The 15,453-nt window shown below is 55.6% G+C and carries 17 protein-coding genes and 1 tRNA gene; 3 read left to right on the top strand and 15 right to left on the bottom strand.

What is annotated here, in order from left to right; genetic code table 11:
- The first annotated feature begins 88 nt into the window (after positions 1-88).
- A complete protein-coding gene (locus tag BN2154_RS02520; RefSeq protein WP_050617292.1) occupies positions 89-820 on the top strand; it encodes an amino acid ABC transporter permease in 732 nt (243 codons plus the stop codon).
- Positions 807-1,529, top strand: a complete 723-nt coding sequence (locus tag BN2154_RS02515; protein WP_050617291.1) for an amino acid ABC transporter ATP-binding protein — start codon at positions 807-809, stop codon at positions 1,527-1,529. The genes BN2154_RS02520 and BN2154_RS02515 overlap by 14 nt, the downstream gene beginning before the upstream one ends.
- Before the next feature lie 55 nt (positions 1,530-1,584).
- Here the strand turns inward: BN2154_RS02515 and proS are convergent, their stop codons facing one another.
- A complete protein-coding gene (gene proS / locus BN2154_RS02510; RefSeq protein WP_050617290.1) occupies positions 1,585-3,024 on the bottom strand; it encodes a proline--tRNA ligase in 1,440 nt (479 codons plus the stop codon).
- Positions 3,025-3,181: 157 nt separating this feature from the next.
- On the opposite strand from proS, the gene BN2154_RS02505 reads away from it, so the two are divergent.
- Positions 3,182-3,667 carry a hypothetical protein gene (locus tag BN2154_RS02505; protein WP_242853672.1) on the top strand — a complete coding sequence of 162 codons (486 nt, stop codon included), beginning with the start codon at positions 3,182-3,184 and terminating at the stop codon, positions 3,665-3,667.
- Positions 3,668-4,356: 689 nt separating this feature from the next.
- Here the strand turns inward: BN2154_RS02505 and BN2154_RS02500 are convergent.
- The 14 genes from BN2154_RS02500 to BN2154_RS02450 all read right to left on the bottom strand — a co-directional run bounded on the left by BN2154_RS02500 (position 4,357) and on the right by BN2154_RS02450 (position 15,431).
- The gene (locus BN2154_RS02500) at positions 4,357-4,782 is read right to left on the bottom strand and encodes a hypothetical protein (protein WP_154666625.1); all 426 of its coding nucleotides are present in this window, start codon (positions 4,780-4,782) and stop codon (positions 4,357-4,359) included.
- A gap of 24 nt (positions 4,783-4,806) precedes the next feature.
- Positions 4,807-5,913, bottom strand: a complete 1,107-nt coding sequence (locus BN2154_RS15055) for a C39 family peptidase (RefSeq protein ID WP_094762321.1) — start codon at positions 5,911-5,913, stop codon at positions 4,807-4,809.
- A 108-nt stretch (positions 5,914-6,021) separates the two neighbouring features.
- Positions 6,022-6,348, bottom strand: a complete 327-nt coding sequence (locus BN2154_RS02495) for a hypothetical protein (protein ID WP_050617288.1) — start codon at positions 6,346-6,348, stop codon at positions 6,022-6,024.
- A gap of 192 nt (positions 6,349-6,540) precedes the next feature.
- Complete coding sequence (locus tag BN2154_RS02490) at positions 6,541-7,629, bottom strand: stalk domain-containing protein (RefSeq protein ID WP_050617287.1); 1,089 nt, start codon at positions 7,627-7,629, stop codon at positions 6,541-6,543.
- A 112-nt stretch (positions 7,630-7,741) separates the two neighbouring features.
- Positions 7,742-8,182, bottom strand: a complete 441-nt coding sequence (locus tag BN2154_RS02485; RefSeq protein WP_050617286.1) for a hypothetical protein — start codon at positions 8,180-8,182, stop codon at positions 7,742-7,744.
- 42 nt (positions 8,183-8,224) lie between these two features.
- Entirely contained in the window at positions 8,225-8,605 is a 381-nt protein-coding gene (locus BN2154_RS02480) for a hypothetical protein (RefSeq protein ID WP_050617285.1), read from the bottom strand.
- A 115-nt stretch (positions 8,606-8,720) separates the two neighbouring features.
- Positions 8,721-9,422, bottom strand: coding sequence for a DUF4367 domain-containing protein (locus BN2154_RS02475; protein ID WP_094762320.1), 702 nt, complete (start codon positions 9,420-9,422; stop codon positions 8,721-8,723).
- Entirely contained in the window at positions 9,409-9,945 is a 537-nt protein-coding gene (locus tag BN2154_RS02470) for an RNA polymerase sigma factor (RefSeq protein WP_050617283.1), read from the bottom strand. Before BN2154_RS02470 ends, BN2154_RS02475 begins: the two co-directional genes overlap by 14 nt.
- 195 nt (positions 9,946-10,140) lie before the next feature.
- Complete coding sequence (locus BN2154_RS02465) at positions 10,141-10,407, bottom strand: hypothetical protein (RefSeq protein ID WP_050617282.1); 267 nt, start codon at positions 10,405-10,407, stop codon at positions 10,141-10,143.
- A 358-nt stretch (positions 10,408-10,765) separates the two neighbouring features.
- Entirely contained in the window at positions 10,766-11,452 is a 687-nt protein-coding gene (locus tag BN2154_RS15650; RefSeq protein ID WP_154666624.1) for a hypothetical protein, read from the bottom strand.
- A gap of 233 nt (positions 11,453-11,685) precedes the next feature.
- Positions 11,686-12,966: a hypothetical protein gene (locus BN2154_RS15645; RefSeq protein WP_154666623.1), complete on the bottom strand. Its 1,281-nt coding sequence runs from the start codon at positions 12,964-12,966 to the stop codon at positions 11,686-11,688.
- 454 nt (positions 12,967-13,420) lie between these two features.
- On the bottom strand, positions 13,421-13,801 hold the full coding sequence (locus BN2154_RS02460) for a hypothetical protein (RefSeq protein ID WP_050617281.1): 381 nt from the start codon (positions 13,799-13,801) through the stop codon (positions 13,421-13,423).
- A 184-nt stretch (positions 13,802-13,985) separates the two neighbouring features.
- Positions 13,986-15,155 carry a CaiB/BaiF CoA transferase family protein gene (locus tag BN2154_RS02455; RefSeq protein ID WP_050617280.1) on the bottom strand — a complete coding sequence of 390 codons (1,170 nt, stop codon included), beginning with the start codon at positions 15,153-15,155 and terminating at the stop codon, positions 13,986-13,988.
- Between the two features lie 200 nt (positions 15,156-15,355).
- Positions 15,356-15,431, bottom strand: a tRNA-Gly gene (locus tag BN2154_RS02450).
- Positions 15,432-15,453: the final 22 nt, after the last annotated feature.

Genomic DNA, 15,453 nt, shown 5'->3' with positions numbered 1-15,453 from the left:
ACGTTGAGGCGGCGACTCCCGGGCTGCGTTCCGGGAGCCGCCTTTCTCACGTTTCTTCCACTGCTGAGGAAGAGAAAGGAGAGCGTCTATGGGTACTCGGTTCATAGAGTTCCTGGACTGGTTCAGCAGGGGGTTCAGCCGGGCCTTCCTTGAAGGGGACCGCTGGAAGCTCTATCTTAAGGGAATGGGAATCACCCTGGAACTTACCATTACCGCCCTGGTTATCGGCGTCATTCTGGGCGTGCTGGTGGCGGTGATCCGTACCGCCCACGACCAGCAGCGCGTGGGCAGCAAGAATCTGGCGCTGGGGATTTTGAACGCTTTGTGCAAAGTGTATACCACTGTCATTCGGGGCACCCCCATGATGGTCCAACTGCTCATTTGGGGCTTTGTCATTTTCAAGACCAGCCGGAACCACACCATGGTGGGGATTCTGGGTCTGGGGATCAACTCGGGGGCCTATGTGGCGGAGATCGTCCGGGGCGGCCTCATGTCCGTGGACGTGGGGCAGAGCGAGGCGAGCCGATCTTTGGGGCTGGGATACGTTGACACCATGCGCTTTATCGTCATCCCCCAGGCGTTCAAGAACATTCTGCCTGCCCTGGGCAACGAGCTGATCACCCTCTTTAAGGATACCTCCTTGGTCTCGGCTATCGGCGGCACCGAACTGGTCTACTTTGCCGAGGCGGTGGGCGCAAAGACCTATGAGTACATGTTTCCCTATGTGGGCATTGCGGCGATGTATCTGATCATCGTGATGCTTCTGACCTGGCTCCAGGGCAAGCTGGAAAGGAGGCTGCGTCAAAGTGATCGACGTTAAACACCTCTCCAAGTCCTTTGGGGCCAACCTGGTCCTGGACGATATTTCCGAGCACATCTATCCCGGGGAAAAGGTGGTGGTCATTGGACCCTCCGGCTCGGGAAAATCCACCTTCCTGCGCTGCCTCAACCTGCTGGAAGAGCCTACGGCCGGGACCATCACCTTTGACGGCACCGACATCACCGACCCCAAGGTGGACATCAACGCGGTCCGGCGTCAGATGGGGATGGTGTTCCAGCACTTCAACCTGTTTCCCAACATGACCATCCGAAAGAACATCACCCTGGCCCCGGTGCGGACCGGCCTGATGAAGCAGGAAGAGGCCGATTGCGAGGCGGTTAAGCTCCTGCGCCGGGTAGGCCTGGAGGAAAAGGCGGACGCCTACCCTGCTCAGCTCTCCGGCGGCCAGAAGCAGCGGATTGCCATCGTGCGGGCCCTGGCCATGAAGCCCAAGCTGATGCTCTTTGACGAGCCCACCTCCGCCCTGGACCCCGAGATGGTGGGCGAGGTGCTGGACGTCATGAAGGAGCTGGCCCGGGAGGGCATGACCATGGTGGTGGTCACCCATGAGATGGGCTTTGCCCGGGAGGTGGGCTCCCGGGTGCTGTTTATGGATGGCGGGCACATCCTGGAGCAGAACACCCCCGCGGAGTTCTTTGCCAGCCCCAAGGAACCGCGTACCATCGAGTTTTTGTCGAAGGTGCTGTAAGAAACAAAAAGGCCGCATGTCGTACGACATGCGGCCTTTTTTCCACAATTTGCGGTTAATACGCCACGCCCCAGTAGATCATATGCTTGGCGGGCTTGCCGCAGATGGGGCATACGTCGCTCAGGTGCTCCTGCTCAAAGGGGATGCAGCGGGAGGACATGCCGGCCTCCTCCTTCATCTTCAGCTCGCATTCCAGATCGCCGCACCACATGGTCTTGATGAAGCCGCCCTTCTCCTCCTGAATGGCCTTGGCCTCCGCCAGAGAGTAGGCGGGATAGGTGTTTTCCTCCAGATTCTTCCTGGCCTTGGCGTACAGCCCGTCGTGGATGGCGTCCAGTGTGCCGGCCACGGTCTGCTCAATGCCGTCCAGGGAGACGAACACCTTCTCGCCGGAGTCCCGGCGGACCAGCACGCACTGGTTCTTCTCCAGGTCCTTGGGGCCCAGCTCCAGGCGCAGGGGCACGCCCTTCATCTCGTACTCGGCGAACTTCCAGCCGGGGGACTGCTCGGAAGCATCCATCTTTACCCGGAAGCCCGCCTTTACCAGCCGGTCCATCACGGCGGCGTTGGCCTCGAGGACGCCAGGCTTGTGCTGGGCCACGGGGATGATGACCACCTGGATGGGAGCTACCCGGGGGGGCAGCACCAGGCCGTTGTTGTCGCCGTGGGTCATGATGATGCCGCCGATCATGCGGGTGGATACGCCCCAGGAGGTCTGGTGGGGGAAATGGGGCTGGTTGTCCTTGCCGGTGAAGGTGATGCCGAAGGCGCGGGCAAAGCCGTCGCCGAAGTAGTGACTGGTGCCGCCCTGGAGAGCCTTCTTGTCGTGCATCATGCACTCCACGGTGTAGGTGGCCTCGGCGCCGGAAAACTTCTCCTTGTCGGTCTTGCGGCCCTTGACCACGGGCATGGCCAGTACGTTTTCCATAAAGTCGGCGTAGATGTTCAGCATCTGCTCGGTCTCGGCCACGGCCTCCTCGGCGGTGGCGTGCATGGTGTGGCCCTCCTGCCACAGGAACTCCCGGTGGCGGAGGAAGGGGCGGGAGGTCTTTTCCCAGCGCAGGACGGAGCACCACTGGTTGTAGAGCTTGGGCAGGTCCCGCCAGGAGTGGATGATGTTGGCGTAATGCTCGCAGAACAGGGTCTCGGAGGTGGGGCGGATGCAGTAGCGCTCCTCCAGCTTGTCGGCCCCGCCGCAGGTCACCCAGGCGCACTCAGGGGCAAAGCCCTCCACGTGGTCCTTCTCCTTCTGAAGCAGAGACTCGGGGATGAGCATGGGCAGGTACACGTTCTCATGGCCGGTCTTCTTGAACTCCGCGTCCAGGATGTGCTGGATGTTTTCCCAGATGGCGTAGCCATAGGGCCGGTAGATGAACATGCCCTTGATGCTGGAATAGTCGATGAGCTCGGCCTTTTTGCACACGTCGGTGAACCACTTGGCGAAGTCCACCTCCATGTCGGTGATCTGCTCCACCTGCTTCTTGTCCTGTGCCATAGTCACTCTCAATCCTTTACGAAGTAAATTCATCGTTCATTTTATGATTTCAGGCGGAAAAAGTCAAGGGGAAGCGGGGTCCCACGCCCGGAAAACCGGAGCTTTTTGCATATTCCGGTGGGGAATACCGCAAACTGTAGCAAAGGAGTGAGGCTTTGTGGTGCAAATTGGCGTCTGGGAGCGGGAAGAGGGCGTGGCCGGGGCCGTGGAAGCCGCGCTGGCGGCGGCGGGCCGGGCGGGGCTTCGGCTGCTGACCGGGGCCCACCCGGCGGCTCTGGCGGGGGAGGCGCTCTCCCTGCTCACCGTTTCACCGGGAGCGGTAGGCTGGGCAGGGGCCGGCGCCATCGCTTGCCGCACGGTGCTGTTGCCCGGCTCCGCCGGACCCCTGGCCCGGCATTTGAAGGCCGACCGGGCGGTGAGCTACGGCCCCTCCCCCAAAGACAGCATTACCCTGTCCAGCCTGGAGGGGGATCAGATCTGCGTGGCCCTTCAGCGGGAGTTGGTGACGGTGACCGGCCGGGTGCTGGAGCGGCAGGAGCTGGTGCTTCCCTTCCCAACAGGGCGGGACCCCCTGCCCTGGCTGGCGGTGACGGGGACTCTGCTGCTGCTGGACGTGCCGCCGGAGGAGCTCTGGCGGGGGTAGGGGAAAAAGCATGGGCCCGCCGGGATGTCCCGGCGGGCCCATGCTGTGGGAACCATGGAAAGGAGGGGCGGGCCGGACTGGAACACGGCCCGCCCTGCGGGGGAGGAGGGAGTGAAATATGCGGTGGGCTTATGGTGATTTAGTGAACCTAAGAGATGGCCTCTTGCCTATTTGTTATTTTTTGAGATGCTTCCATGCTGAAACAGCCATACTTATTTCAGTAACGACAAAGAGGATAACTCCGAGGATAAATAATGCTTTGGGGATAGGTGCGGACAACATATTTACGTAACACAAAGAAGTTACAGTCGCCGCAATGATACAGATTCCACCTAGGACTCGACCCAAGATGCGCCACTTCAGAGCATTCATAATAGTATCGTCCTTATTTCCGCACCCTAACGAACGACCAGCGAAATTGTTGACAAAGATATGTTGCCTAAAGAGACGGTAGAGGAAACTCCGCCATTGGAATTATAGGAAACTAGAGTAACGAGTATGATTCTGCATGGGAATCCGTCCTCCTCTGTATTTGGCCCATCTGTGGAGGCCTCCTGCTCTCATTACGAACGAGCACAGGATTTTGAAAAACTTTTAAAAAGAGCGGGCCCACGCTGTGGGAACCATGGAAGGGAGGGGCGGGCCGGACCGGAACACGGCCCGCCCTGCGGGGGAAGCAGTAAGGATGGTCACGATGCGGGGAAGGGCGCCCAGACGTCGCGCAGGCCCGCGAGCAGGAGCCCCGCTGACGCGTCGTGCCCGGCGGAGCTGAAATGATAGCAGATATCCCGGACCACATTGACGCGCAGGGGTTCCGCCGCGTCCGGCGCGTAGAAAATCAGCGCAAGGGAGGACCCGCCGTAGCGTACCAGGGTGGGGCGCACCTTGACGCCGGAGAACCAGTCCAGGATGTCATTGATTTCCTCCGGCGCGGTAATTTCGCGCTGTGGATCGCCGGAGCCAGGGCGTGGGATTAACACCACCCGGTGAACGCCGTGGGCGGCGTAATCATCCAGCCCGGTGGCCTGGGCGGCAGAGGGCAGAAACAGCCAGAGCCCGGCGAGCAGGGCGAACAAGCCTAGGAGTAGACACAAAATAATTTTGCACCTTTTCATAGCCTCACTACTCCAATTTTTTTGTCAGGGCTCAAAAAGTCCCCACGCATATTCTGCAAAGCCGCTAGAGTCTAAAGAAATATAGCAATCTCCGTCACCCACATGTGTAGTATGGACAATGATATAATCTCCATCAACATCGGAAAACATATAACCGACACCGGTCATAACATGATCTCCAAAGCCACCCGTATATCCCTCTTCTGATCCGTCGGTAGCATTGTATACAGATACTAATACAGGATTGCCAGCATCAATATATGAACCGTACTTGCTTTTTGTATTATACGTGGCACCCATTCGTGGATCTCCCAAAAAGGTTTTGCTTGCCCATTGGCAGGTAGTTGGTGTTATCCCACGTTCTTCAACGAGATAATCATAAGCGCCTACCATGGTGGATCTACTTGTGGTAAAACCGTGCGAGTCTGTACTCATATATTCAGCAAGACCTGATAAGATAGACGACTTGCTTCCCCCATAATGATAGCTGATAATCATGCCCATGGAGGTTGGGGCGCAGCCGTATGTCCATTGCCAGTTCGGAACACTGGTCAAATTACGCTCCCGTCTGACAGAACGTAGGTTATCATTTGGGAAAGTTCCATCTATATACATTTGCCGAATCGTCGAAAAATCTTCTCCGTTGTCAAGAAGTTCAGCACTATTGGATATAACATCTGACGGTAATTCTGATTTTTCAATGGAATTACCGTTAACTAAAGAAGTGTAATGACTACCGGTATCAATATAAAAATCTCCGGCAGACAAAAAAACGGCTATATTTTCTGTAGACATGTCATAATAAGGTGATACACCTTGAGGAGAGTACATGATGATAGGAAAATCATCATTGGATAGGGAAACAACGATGTATGCGGTTTGTTCGGTTGCCTGGTTTTTTAGGTCAAAGCAAAAGGCATACAACGACTCATTGACATCATAAAGAGGAGTTTCTTTTGCAATGATTATATCATTTTCGTCCCAATCATCGGTGGGAGAAAAACGAGCAGGAGCGTGTAGTGCAATGGCCCTGGCATCTACAACACCAGTATTAGCTGTGGCATTGGTGGCGAGAATAGTTATTAAAGAAATTAGGCATAAAACAATAGATATCACACATGTCTTTTTCATAAAAAACCTCCAATTCTTAAAAACTAGAAAACATGAAGGGTTTAAGGCATAGGGCTCACCCGCAGTACGCCGACGCCGATTTGGTGATGTAGTCGCTGCCGCTGTCGCCTACCACAGTGACATCAACCTCCAGCAGATAGTCGTACCCCGGGAGCAGGACACCGTGTCGGAGAACGCCAGGGAGGTGGCGCCGCTTTCACTCCAGGAGGCCACCTCGATCTGCCGGGAGCCGTTGAGGCGGTACAGGGTGAGGTCGGCCTCGATGGACGCGCCGGCCTGGGCCTTTACAACTAAGCTGGCGGTGGCGGTGGTCCCGGAGAAGGTAAGGCGGGGCGTACACTCCCGGGTAACGTTGTACCGGGCGAAGGCCGCCGTGGCGAGCGCCAGGGCCAGGACCAGGGACAGCACGGTGCATCTTGCCGTTTTTCTCTTCATGGGAATCAATCCTCCTTCGTATGGGGGCCCTCTGCGGGGCCTCCTACTTTCATAACGAACGAGCACATGATTTTCATACAGGATTTTGAAAAACTTTTAAAAAGCGCGGGCCCGCCGGGTGACCGGCAGGCCCGCGCTGTGGGAACCATGGAAAGGAGGGGCGGGCCGGACCGGAACACGGCCCGCCCTGCCTCATTGCTGTATCTGCGCCCGCACGGCGTCCAGCATACGCAGGCCCTCCGCGATGCTGAAACGCATCCGATAGAGTTTTTGCGTCATGATGCGTGAAAAGCTGCTGTCGCCTTTCAAATCATTAAAATGCGCCGCTCCGCGCTCGACGGAGGAGATGAATTCATTCGTACCATAGGTTCGCAGGTCCTGCGCGTTGGTGAGGATGGCCCGATACTGAGCGATCATAAATGCCGCCTCCGGCTGAGGCAGTTGGGCGAAGTCGTCCGCATAGTTGCCGATCCTGCGCAGACGGGCAATACAATCGTCATCGCTCAGGCTCTCACAGGCCAGAAGTTCCCTCAGATCGTTGACAGGACCCTCGTACATCAGCCGCTCAGCCTCGTCGAGGAACGCCTGCGCCCCGTCCAGTTGAGCCGTTGTCGGCTTGTCGTACAGGAAGATCTTTGCGGCGCGGCCATCGGAGAGGACCGGCTCAAAGAGCAGGGGGAAATCGGTCACGGAGCCTCCCTCGACGCCCGGCGAGGCGGGCTTGCTGGGAAGATAGGTGATCTCCTTCCCGCACATCTGGGCCGCGCCGCGCACCGGAAGAAGGAGTACGCCGCGGGACGCTGCCGGGGGGATACGGTTCCCGGCAGCGTCGGTAAATGTCTGCTTTTCTCCATCCAGATAGATTTGGATGTCGGGCCGCAGCTCCATCTCTACGCCCTCCGCCTTGTCGGCGTCACATTGGGCGAGCTCTTCCTCCGTCCATGGAGCGGGCTGGTCCAGCGTGTAGTGGCGGTAATAGGGATCTCCGGTCTTGGTCAGGGTCACGGTATTGGCGGTCTCATCCCAGTCGAACCGGGCTCCCAGCCAATCGCTGACCGTTTGGAGCGGGATATAGACGGAGCCGTTGTAGGCCAGCGGATATTGGAAGCGGTCGTACTCGTTGACCGTGCAGATGGGGGTTTCGTCCACGGTGATAGGCCACGCATCCCACAGCGTGGCGCGGACCGTTTGGACTTCCGCCCCGGAGGCCAGGCAGACAGAGCCGGAGAGAATGGCCAGAGACAAGAGCAGGGCCGGAACGCCCTGGCGGATCACTTTCATGGTTTGCCTCCCTCTTACATATCATATTGGCTGGCGAGAAACGTGCACACTCCCACGTCGATCGCCCCGGAATCCAGCGTGGCCTCGTCAACCTTAGTCGCAGTTGCTGCATTTACTGGGACACATTGTATCGTATCGTACCCGTGACCGCACGAGTACCATTATTTTTTACATATACCCTGTAGTCCCCATCGGGAAGATGGTAAGAACTGATGTCGAAGTCTGAAACTTCACCGCCTGTAAATCGGACGAAGTAGTCCACACCGGTATCTATATTATACCAGCCGACCAAAAGCTCCTGGGCGCCAAAATCCCATGTCATGGATGTGATAGTAAGGGTTGCATCCTCGTCTTGGATATTGTAAGTCTCGCTGGATTGCTTCATCTCGTTCGCAGCAAGTTGAAAGGAAAAACTGGTGGCGCGGCGTTGGACCCCATCATTATCTGCTGAGGTTGTATCCACCGATGCGGGCTGAAAGGCAAAGGCTGTGGTGAGGGAGCACATCAGGGCAACGGACAAGGCAAAGCCGAAAAACCTCTTGGACTTCTTCATAAAAACGCACACCTTTCATAAGTAAAATGAGTTGTTGGTTGGTTAGCTACAGTACGCCGACGCCGACTGGGTGATGTAGTCGCTGCCGCCGTCGCCTACCACAGTGACATCAACCTCCAGCAGATAGTCGTACCCCCGGGAGCAGGACACCGTGTCGGAGAACGCCAGGGAGGTGGCGCCGCTTTCACTCCAGGAGGCCACCTCGATCTGCCGGGAGCCATTGAGGCGGTACAGGGTGAGGTCGGCCTCGATGGACGCGCCGGCCTGGGCCTTTACAACTAAGCCGGCGGTGGCGGTGGTCCCGGAGAAGGTAAGGCGGGGCGTACACTCCCGGGTAACGTTGTACCGGGCGAAGGCCGCCGTGGCGAGTGCCAGGGCCAGGAGCAGGGACAGCGCGGTGCATCTTGCCGTTTTTCTCTTCATGGGAATCATTCCTCCTTCGTATGGGGCCCCTCTGCGGGGCCTACTACCCTCGTAACGAACGAGCACATGATTTTCATACAGGATTTTCAAAACTTTTTCGAAAAAGTTTTGGGTATCAGCGGACAGGCACACTCTCCGCGATTTGCAGCAGAAGGTCCGGGTCTGCCTCCCCGTCCAGCATGAAAAGGACATCCCCCGCCTCGCTGAACCACAGCAGGGTACTGGGCCAGCCTTCGGTGTTTGAGCGGAAAAGCTGACCGCCCAAGTTCCCGATCATCACATATTCCCGCTTGCTGTGCTCGTTGTCCAGCATCAGGACCATACCGCTGTGCAGCACTTCATAGTTAAGCTCCAGCCGCTCACCGGCTGCATTTTGATAGGTGATGTGCCATCTGTGGCCCAAGTCATTGGCCGAGGTCTCGACATATCCCTCCGGCAGCCAGCCGGGCCGCATATATGACAGTTCGGGGTTCCCTTTGCGGAAGAAGGTAAATTCCACATGGTCGTCGTACCACACCTCCGTTACGTCGGCGCTCCAGATCGCGCGGGCCCGCACGGTGGGGCTGGAGGTATACAGACCCCACAGGGTAAGGGAACACAGCAGCGCCAGGCAGGCGGCGGCCAGAAAGCGCTGCCACCGGGGACGGCTGTGCCGTTTGGCCCGGCGGAAGGGGTCGGCCAGCAGTCGGGCCATCCGGCGCTCCCGCTCCGGCGTCCAGACCAGCTCCGGCCCGTCCTCCAGGGCGAGGGTCCAGCGCTTCGCGGCCGACTCCAGGAGGGCGGCGCGGAGCATTGGGTCAAAATCATGTTCTGTCATAATCGTATCCCTCCTCCTTCAGCCGATGGATCAGCATGGCCCGCCCCCGGGAGATGCGGGTGTTGACCGCCCCCACAGAGAGGCCCAGGGTCCGGGCGATCTCCTTGCTGGACCACTCCAGCACAAAGCGCAGGGTCAGGACCTCCCGGTAGGTCTCCGGCATGGAGTCCACGAGGGCCACCAGGCGGCGGTAGCCCGCCTCGTCCTCGGCGCCGGAGGGGGCGGGGATGTCCCAGTCCTCGTCCCAGTCCAGACGCCGCTTTTCCTTGCGCAGGATCTCGATACAGCGGTTTTCTACTATAGTAACGATGTAGGAGCCCATTTCCATACAGGAAAGCGCAGAAATTTTTTGAAAATGCAGAGCAATTTTTACAAAGGCGTCGTGGACCGCATCCTGGGCCCGGCCCTCGTCCTTCAAATAACGCAGCGCCGTCCGGTACATGGGGCCCCGGTATTGTTCGTAGAGCTGCTGGAAGCGGGCCTTGTCGGCATCCTCCTCCAGCAGCATGAGATACGTCAGCACAGGGCGCACCCCCTTCCCGCTCCAGTATAGCAAAAAAGACGCGGCGCGGGAAGAAGTTCCCATGGTTCCGCAAGCGGGAAAGAGCGCGGGCCCGCCGGTGCGTCCCGGCGGGCCCGCGCTGTGGGCACCATGGAAAGGAGGGGCGGACCGGACCGGAACACGGCCCGCCCTGCGGGGGAAAATGCGAAAAGCGGGTCAATTTTGGACGGAATCCCTGCGCTCAAACAAATAGCGGTAGGCGAACAGGGCACTGCCACAGCATAGGATTGCGCCAAAGATGCGGATACCCGAGGCAGCGGCCTCAAAATACGGATGAATCAATTTGGAATTCATGCCTTCACGGAGCCTGGATGAGAGGTAGAACTCCCCAAGCTGAGGGGAAGTGAGCAGAAGCGCCGTACCCAAACAGAATGTTAGTGCGAGGATAAAAAGAACCTGTCTGGACCACTTTTTCTGAAACATAAGAGTACCCTCCCACTCAATTTTGCGGTTTATCGACCCTCTCAATAACGAATAGGCTCATCTTTCAGCGTAGATAAAAATGCAGCATGAGTTTGCCAAACGCCAACGGATCTCTTGGTGCTATCTGCACTGTTCATATAAATCTTTCCGTTACTGTCAATGCAGGCACGAGTCACATATGGTGTGAGGCTGGCGGTATTGCCATCCACGACGATTTGCACGTGATGCGATCGCACAGCACCTGTTGAATGATCATACAAATCCCACCCATTTCTTACACACGAAGGGACGGTTCTTTTGCGTTTACAATCACCCTCCGTCGAAAAAACAGGGTGCTTCCATTCACCAAACTTCACAGCTAACCGGATAGCCGTTCGGAATCGTACGAAGCGGATAACACATAAGAACCGTCCCTGCGTGCTGTAGGCATCGTATTTGAGATTTCTCGCTTTATTTTAGGTAACTTTGTCCCCTTTTCACTGTGAATACACGTTGTTTTGAGAATTTTTGCACGCACACAGCAATATGATACAATGGACTTATCGCTATTAGTACCGAAATACTCTGATAGTGTTGCAAAGGCTTTCGCGCCATTGTCTGTTTGCAAATAACTGTCCAAATCATCTAAATAGAGCCACAGATCACCGGAAAAATCCACCTTTAAAAAAGGGCCTGTGCACATATCAAACAATTCAACATCCTCAAGCACATCAACAAGAATAAATCTATATAAATCCTCAAGATATAAAAGGCTTGGCCGAATATGATCCAATGATTCGCATTGGTAAATATCTTGAGCGTGTTCTCTACTTTGATTCATGTGGTTTGCAGTATTTTTAGGTGAAAAATGTAGGAAGTCACGGCCCGCGTGCATATCATTGTGTGTGCGTAGCAGGGATTGCTGACATATGTATATATATTGCCCAAATTCGGCAATTGCCCTGTGCCGTTCAATACCTGTATATATAGCCATCGTAATAAGCGAACTGATAATTGCCGATACAATAGCAAAAATAATCTTTGTGCGTATTGTCTTATTCAGCATATATTTCCTCATCTCCCGTTGCTTTGTATTCGGATAAAGCCACGGCTGACGGCCGTGGCTTTATCCTTCTTGGTGCATTCCTTAATTTACTGAAAAATCTACAATTTCAAAGAATTCCGCTAATAGAGTTCTTTCGTTTTTGTCGGGACGCTACACCATCAGGGGACTTTTTTGCTTCTTTTTTCCTGCTTGCTTCCTGTTTTGCATTCGACTCTGTAGCTTCCATTTGTTGATTAATCTACATTTGTCACACTAATATAAACTTCTGCAGTTTCAGTAGGAATGTAAAACACCGTGTCATATACATCTGCCACATAGGTAAGAGAGGCATAGCCAATTCCGGTAAAGGTTTTGGGTGATGTTGAGGAGTTGGCAAGTTGGAATTCAATGGGGAGGGGGGCATCATCCAAGTTAATTTCACTCCATGTACCACCATCGACCCGTATTCTTTGATGATCAAAACGGTCTAAGTACTCAAATGTAGCGGGAGACGATAGTTGCAAAATACTAAGGATAATACTCGCTCCTGCATTATATGGCGGCGGTAACAATCCAAGCAAGGTATCTGCTGTACTAAATACAAAATCTAAATCAGCAGTGTCTCCATCACCCGGAATCTCAACATCCCTAATTCCGCTGATATAACACGCGCTTGATGTTTGTTCCAATCCGATTTCAAAATCCTGAACATAAGCAGAGAGAAAAGTGCCCATGGAGAAACTCGAACGATCAAAACGGTGACAGTAGGATGATAGTGTAAGAATAACTCTTTTGTTCTCATTATCTACAAATCCACCGAGCCTATTTCCGTCTCCACTCAACGAAGTTTGATTTGTAGGCCCGATAGCTCCGTAATCAGAACCAATGTACACATAATCACTACTTGCTCTGGTGTCCGTAGGGGAAGCATTTGCATCAGACATATCGCCCAGAGCAGTTGCATGCTGGGAGCGATACTCAGTCCAAGCAGTGTGGACATCTTCAGTCATGACGAACATCCCAAAGCTGTACATCTTCTGATATGTAAAATCGGTTGATGTAATGACCAAGCCAATATTTACGTCGTCACTTCCCTCTAATTTGGTAAAACTGGCAGAGAAGCTATATTCCATATCATTAGACATAAATGTTCCATACAGCGGACCTCGTAGCATAACAGTGGTATCATTCAGTTCCATACGTGCTACGTCACCATCAGTGGAAAAACTATAAGCCAGCGCATCCTCACCAACTGTAAAATGCAGATCAACACCTACCCGAGAAGTATCATTTTCATAATAAGTCAGTTGATAAGTGTATTGTACAGGAGTATTGTCTGCGAAGTCAAGTGATTCAGAGGCAAGCGGCATAGCTTTATTCTCAGAATCTTCTGGTGAATAATTCGTAATTTGGGATTGGCCAGATACAGCCGCACACGGAAATTCAGTGTCTTCCGCAACAGCAAGAGCTGTCAATGGAAGGCAAGTGAGTAGTAGACATAAAACTGAAAACAGCGCAAATGCTTTTTCCTTCATAGTTTAAGTCCTTTCTTTGTGATATTATTAAAAAATTAACGTATTTGCCACTACAACTCAATACTGTGAAACAATAAGTCATCAATAAGGGATAATGATTTCGATGCCAAAGGACAAGTTTATATGATTTCGAATTCTTATATACTTGTTACTGCACCGAACTCACTCCTTTCGAATTGTACAGAAGGGGGGCGGCTCTGTAAACTTTGCAACAGGTCACCGTTATCTCATTCTCACTATGGCCTTCTCCGAACCCCCAATTTTTTACCCTATTCCTCCCCATGGGACTCACCCTTTCCCCACCATCATTCTGCAAGTGTGTGCAGTCAACCAGATAGTGTTTACACGAAACACACGGAACCGGCCCCGTGTGTCATGTAATAAGGAGGATGCCTGATACGCTACGAGGGTTTCATGATGTATACCTTCGCTTTCAAAACAGAAAAATTAAAGGTTATACACAACTTGCGGTTACCGACTTGGTGATGTAGTCGCTGCCGCTGTCACCCACCACAGTGACATCAACCTCCAGCAGGTAGTCGTACCCCCGGGAGCAGGACACCGTGTCGGAGAACGCCAGAGAGGTGGCGCCGCTTTCACTCCAGGAGGCCACCTCGATCTGCCGGGAGCCATTGAGGCGGTACAGGGTGAGGTCGGCCTCGATGGACGCGCCGGCCTGGGCCTTTACAACTAAGCTGGCGGTGGCGGTGGTCCCGGAGAAGGTAAGGCGGGGCGTACACTCCCGGGTAACGTTGTACCGGGCGAAGGCCGCCGTGGCGAGCGCCAGGGCCAGGAGCAGGGACAGCGCGGTGCATCTTGCCGTTTTTCTTTTCATGGGAATCATCCTCCTTCGTATGGGGGCCTCTGCGGGGCCTTCTACCCTCGTAACGAACGAGCACATGATTTTCATACAGGATTCTCAAAACTTGTTCGAAAAAGTTTTATCCGTCCTCTGGCCCGGCGCGGAACGGCAAAAAGAGGCGGCGCGGGAAGAAGTTCCCGCGCCGCGCGCTCTGCTTCTATTCGCTCAGGTCCCGAATTTCCTCTGCGGTGTACCCCAGGCCGGTCAGCACCGCTTCGGTGTGCCAGCCCTCCGGGTACCCCGCGTGACGGTACGCGGCGGGACAGTCGGACAGCTTGATGGGGCAGCCGAGCTGCCGCACGGTCCGGCCCTCCGCCAGGGGCAGAGGGACGTCGGGCACCAGTCCGCGGGCGTTGATGTGCGCGTCCGCCGCCGCCTCCGCCAGCGTCAGCACCGGCTCCACGCAGGCGTCGTAATGGGAGAAGAGCTCCGTCCACTCGTCCCGGCTCTTGGTCCGGAAGATGTCCCGGAAGGTCTCTTTTACCAGGGGCAGGTCGGCCTTCCGAATCCGCCCATCGGCCCACTCAGGACGGCCCAGCCCCCGGCACAGGTCGGCAAAAAACTTGGGCTCCAGGGAGCCTACGCTCATGTAGCCGCCGTCGGAGGTCTCATAAAAGTCGTAGACCTCCCCGCCGTTGAGCATCTGGCTCTCCCGCTCCGGGGCGGGGGCGCCGGCCAGGAAGCAGGCGCCGTCCATGGAGTTGAAGGGCACCATGCCGTCCAGCATGGCCACGTCGATGTACTGGCCCCGGCCGGTGACGTCCCGGTGGTGGACCGCCGCCAGGATGCCCACCACGCTGTTCATGGAGCCCACAGCCACATCAGCCACCTGCATGTTGGTGAGCACCGGGCCGGTGGCCTTCCGGCCCGCCGAGGCCATGACCCCCGAGCGGGACATGTAGTTGATGTCGTGCCCGGCCCGGGGGCTCAGGGGGCCGGTCTGTCCGTACCCGGTGAGGGAGCAGTAGATGAGCCGCGGGTTGACCCCCCTGAGAGTCTCATAGTCCAGGCCCAGCTTGGCCATGACGCCGGGGCGGAACTGCTCCACCAGGATGTCATACTCCAGAATGAGCCGCTTTACCGCCTCTACGGCGGAGGGCTTCTTCAAATTCAAAAAGATGGTCTTTTTGTTGCGACCCAGCCAGGCCGCCGCCGCGGTGGTGCCGGAGCCCTCGATCTCCGGGGGCCAGTGGACCACCAGGTCGTATTTGTCCCGGCCGCTGACCTTGAGGACCTCGGCTCCCAGGTCCGCCAGCAGCAGGGTGGCGTAGGGGCCGGGGAGAAGTGTGGAAAAGTCCAGAATCTTGAGTCCGTCCAGAGCACCCATAAAAAAGCCTCCCTTTTCTTGATGCTTCCAGTATACGAAAAGTTTCAGCCCGCGTCAATCCGGCGGAGCAAAAGAAAAGAGGACAGCCCCCCATCAAAGCCCAGTGCAGCGGGTTTGATGGGGGGAGGAGGAACGGAAGGAGGAAGCGACAAATTTTCAATAAAAAAGTCGCCGTGGACAATGGAAAGTCCGCGGCGACGTGGAGCAGGTGACGAGGCTCGAACTCGCTACCTCCACCTTGGCAAGGTGGCGCTCTACCAGATGAGCTACACCTGCAAGCGACGTGATATATTATAAG

The sequence above is a fragment of the Intestinimonas massiliensis (ex Afouda et al. 2020) genome (genome assembly GCF_001244995.1).
Lineage (GTDB): Bacteria > Bacillota > Clostridia > Oscillospirales > Oscillospiraceae > Intestinimonas > Intestinimonas massiliensis.
Note: the sequence above shows the minus strand (reverse complement) of the source record. Positions and strands in the feature narration are given on the sequence as shown.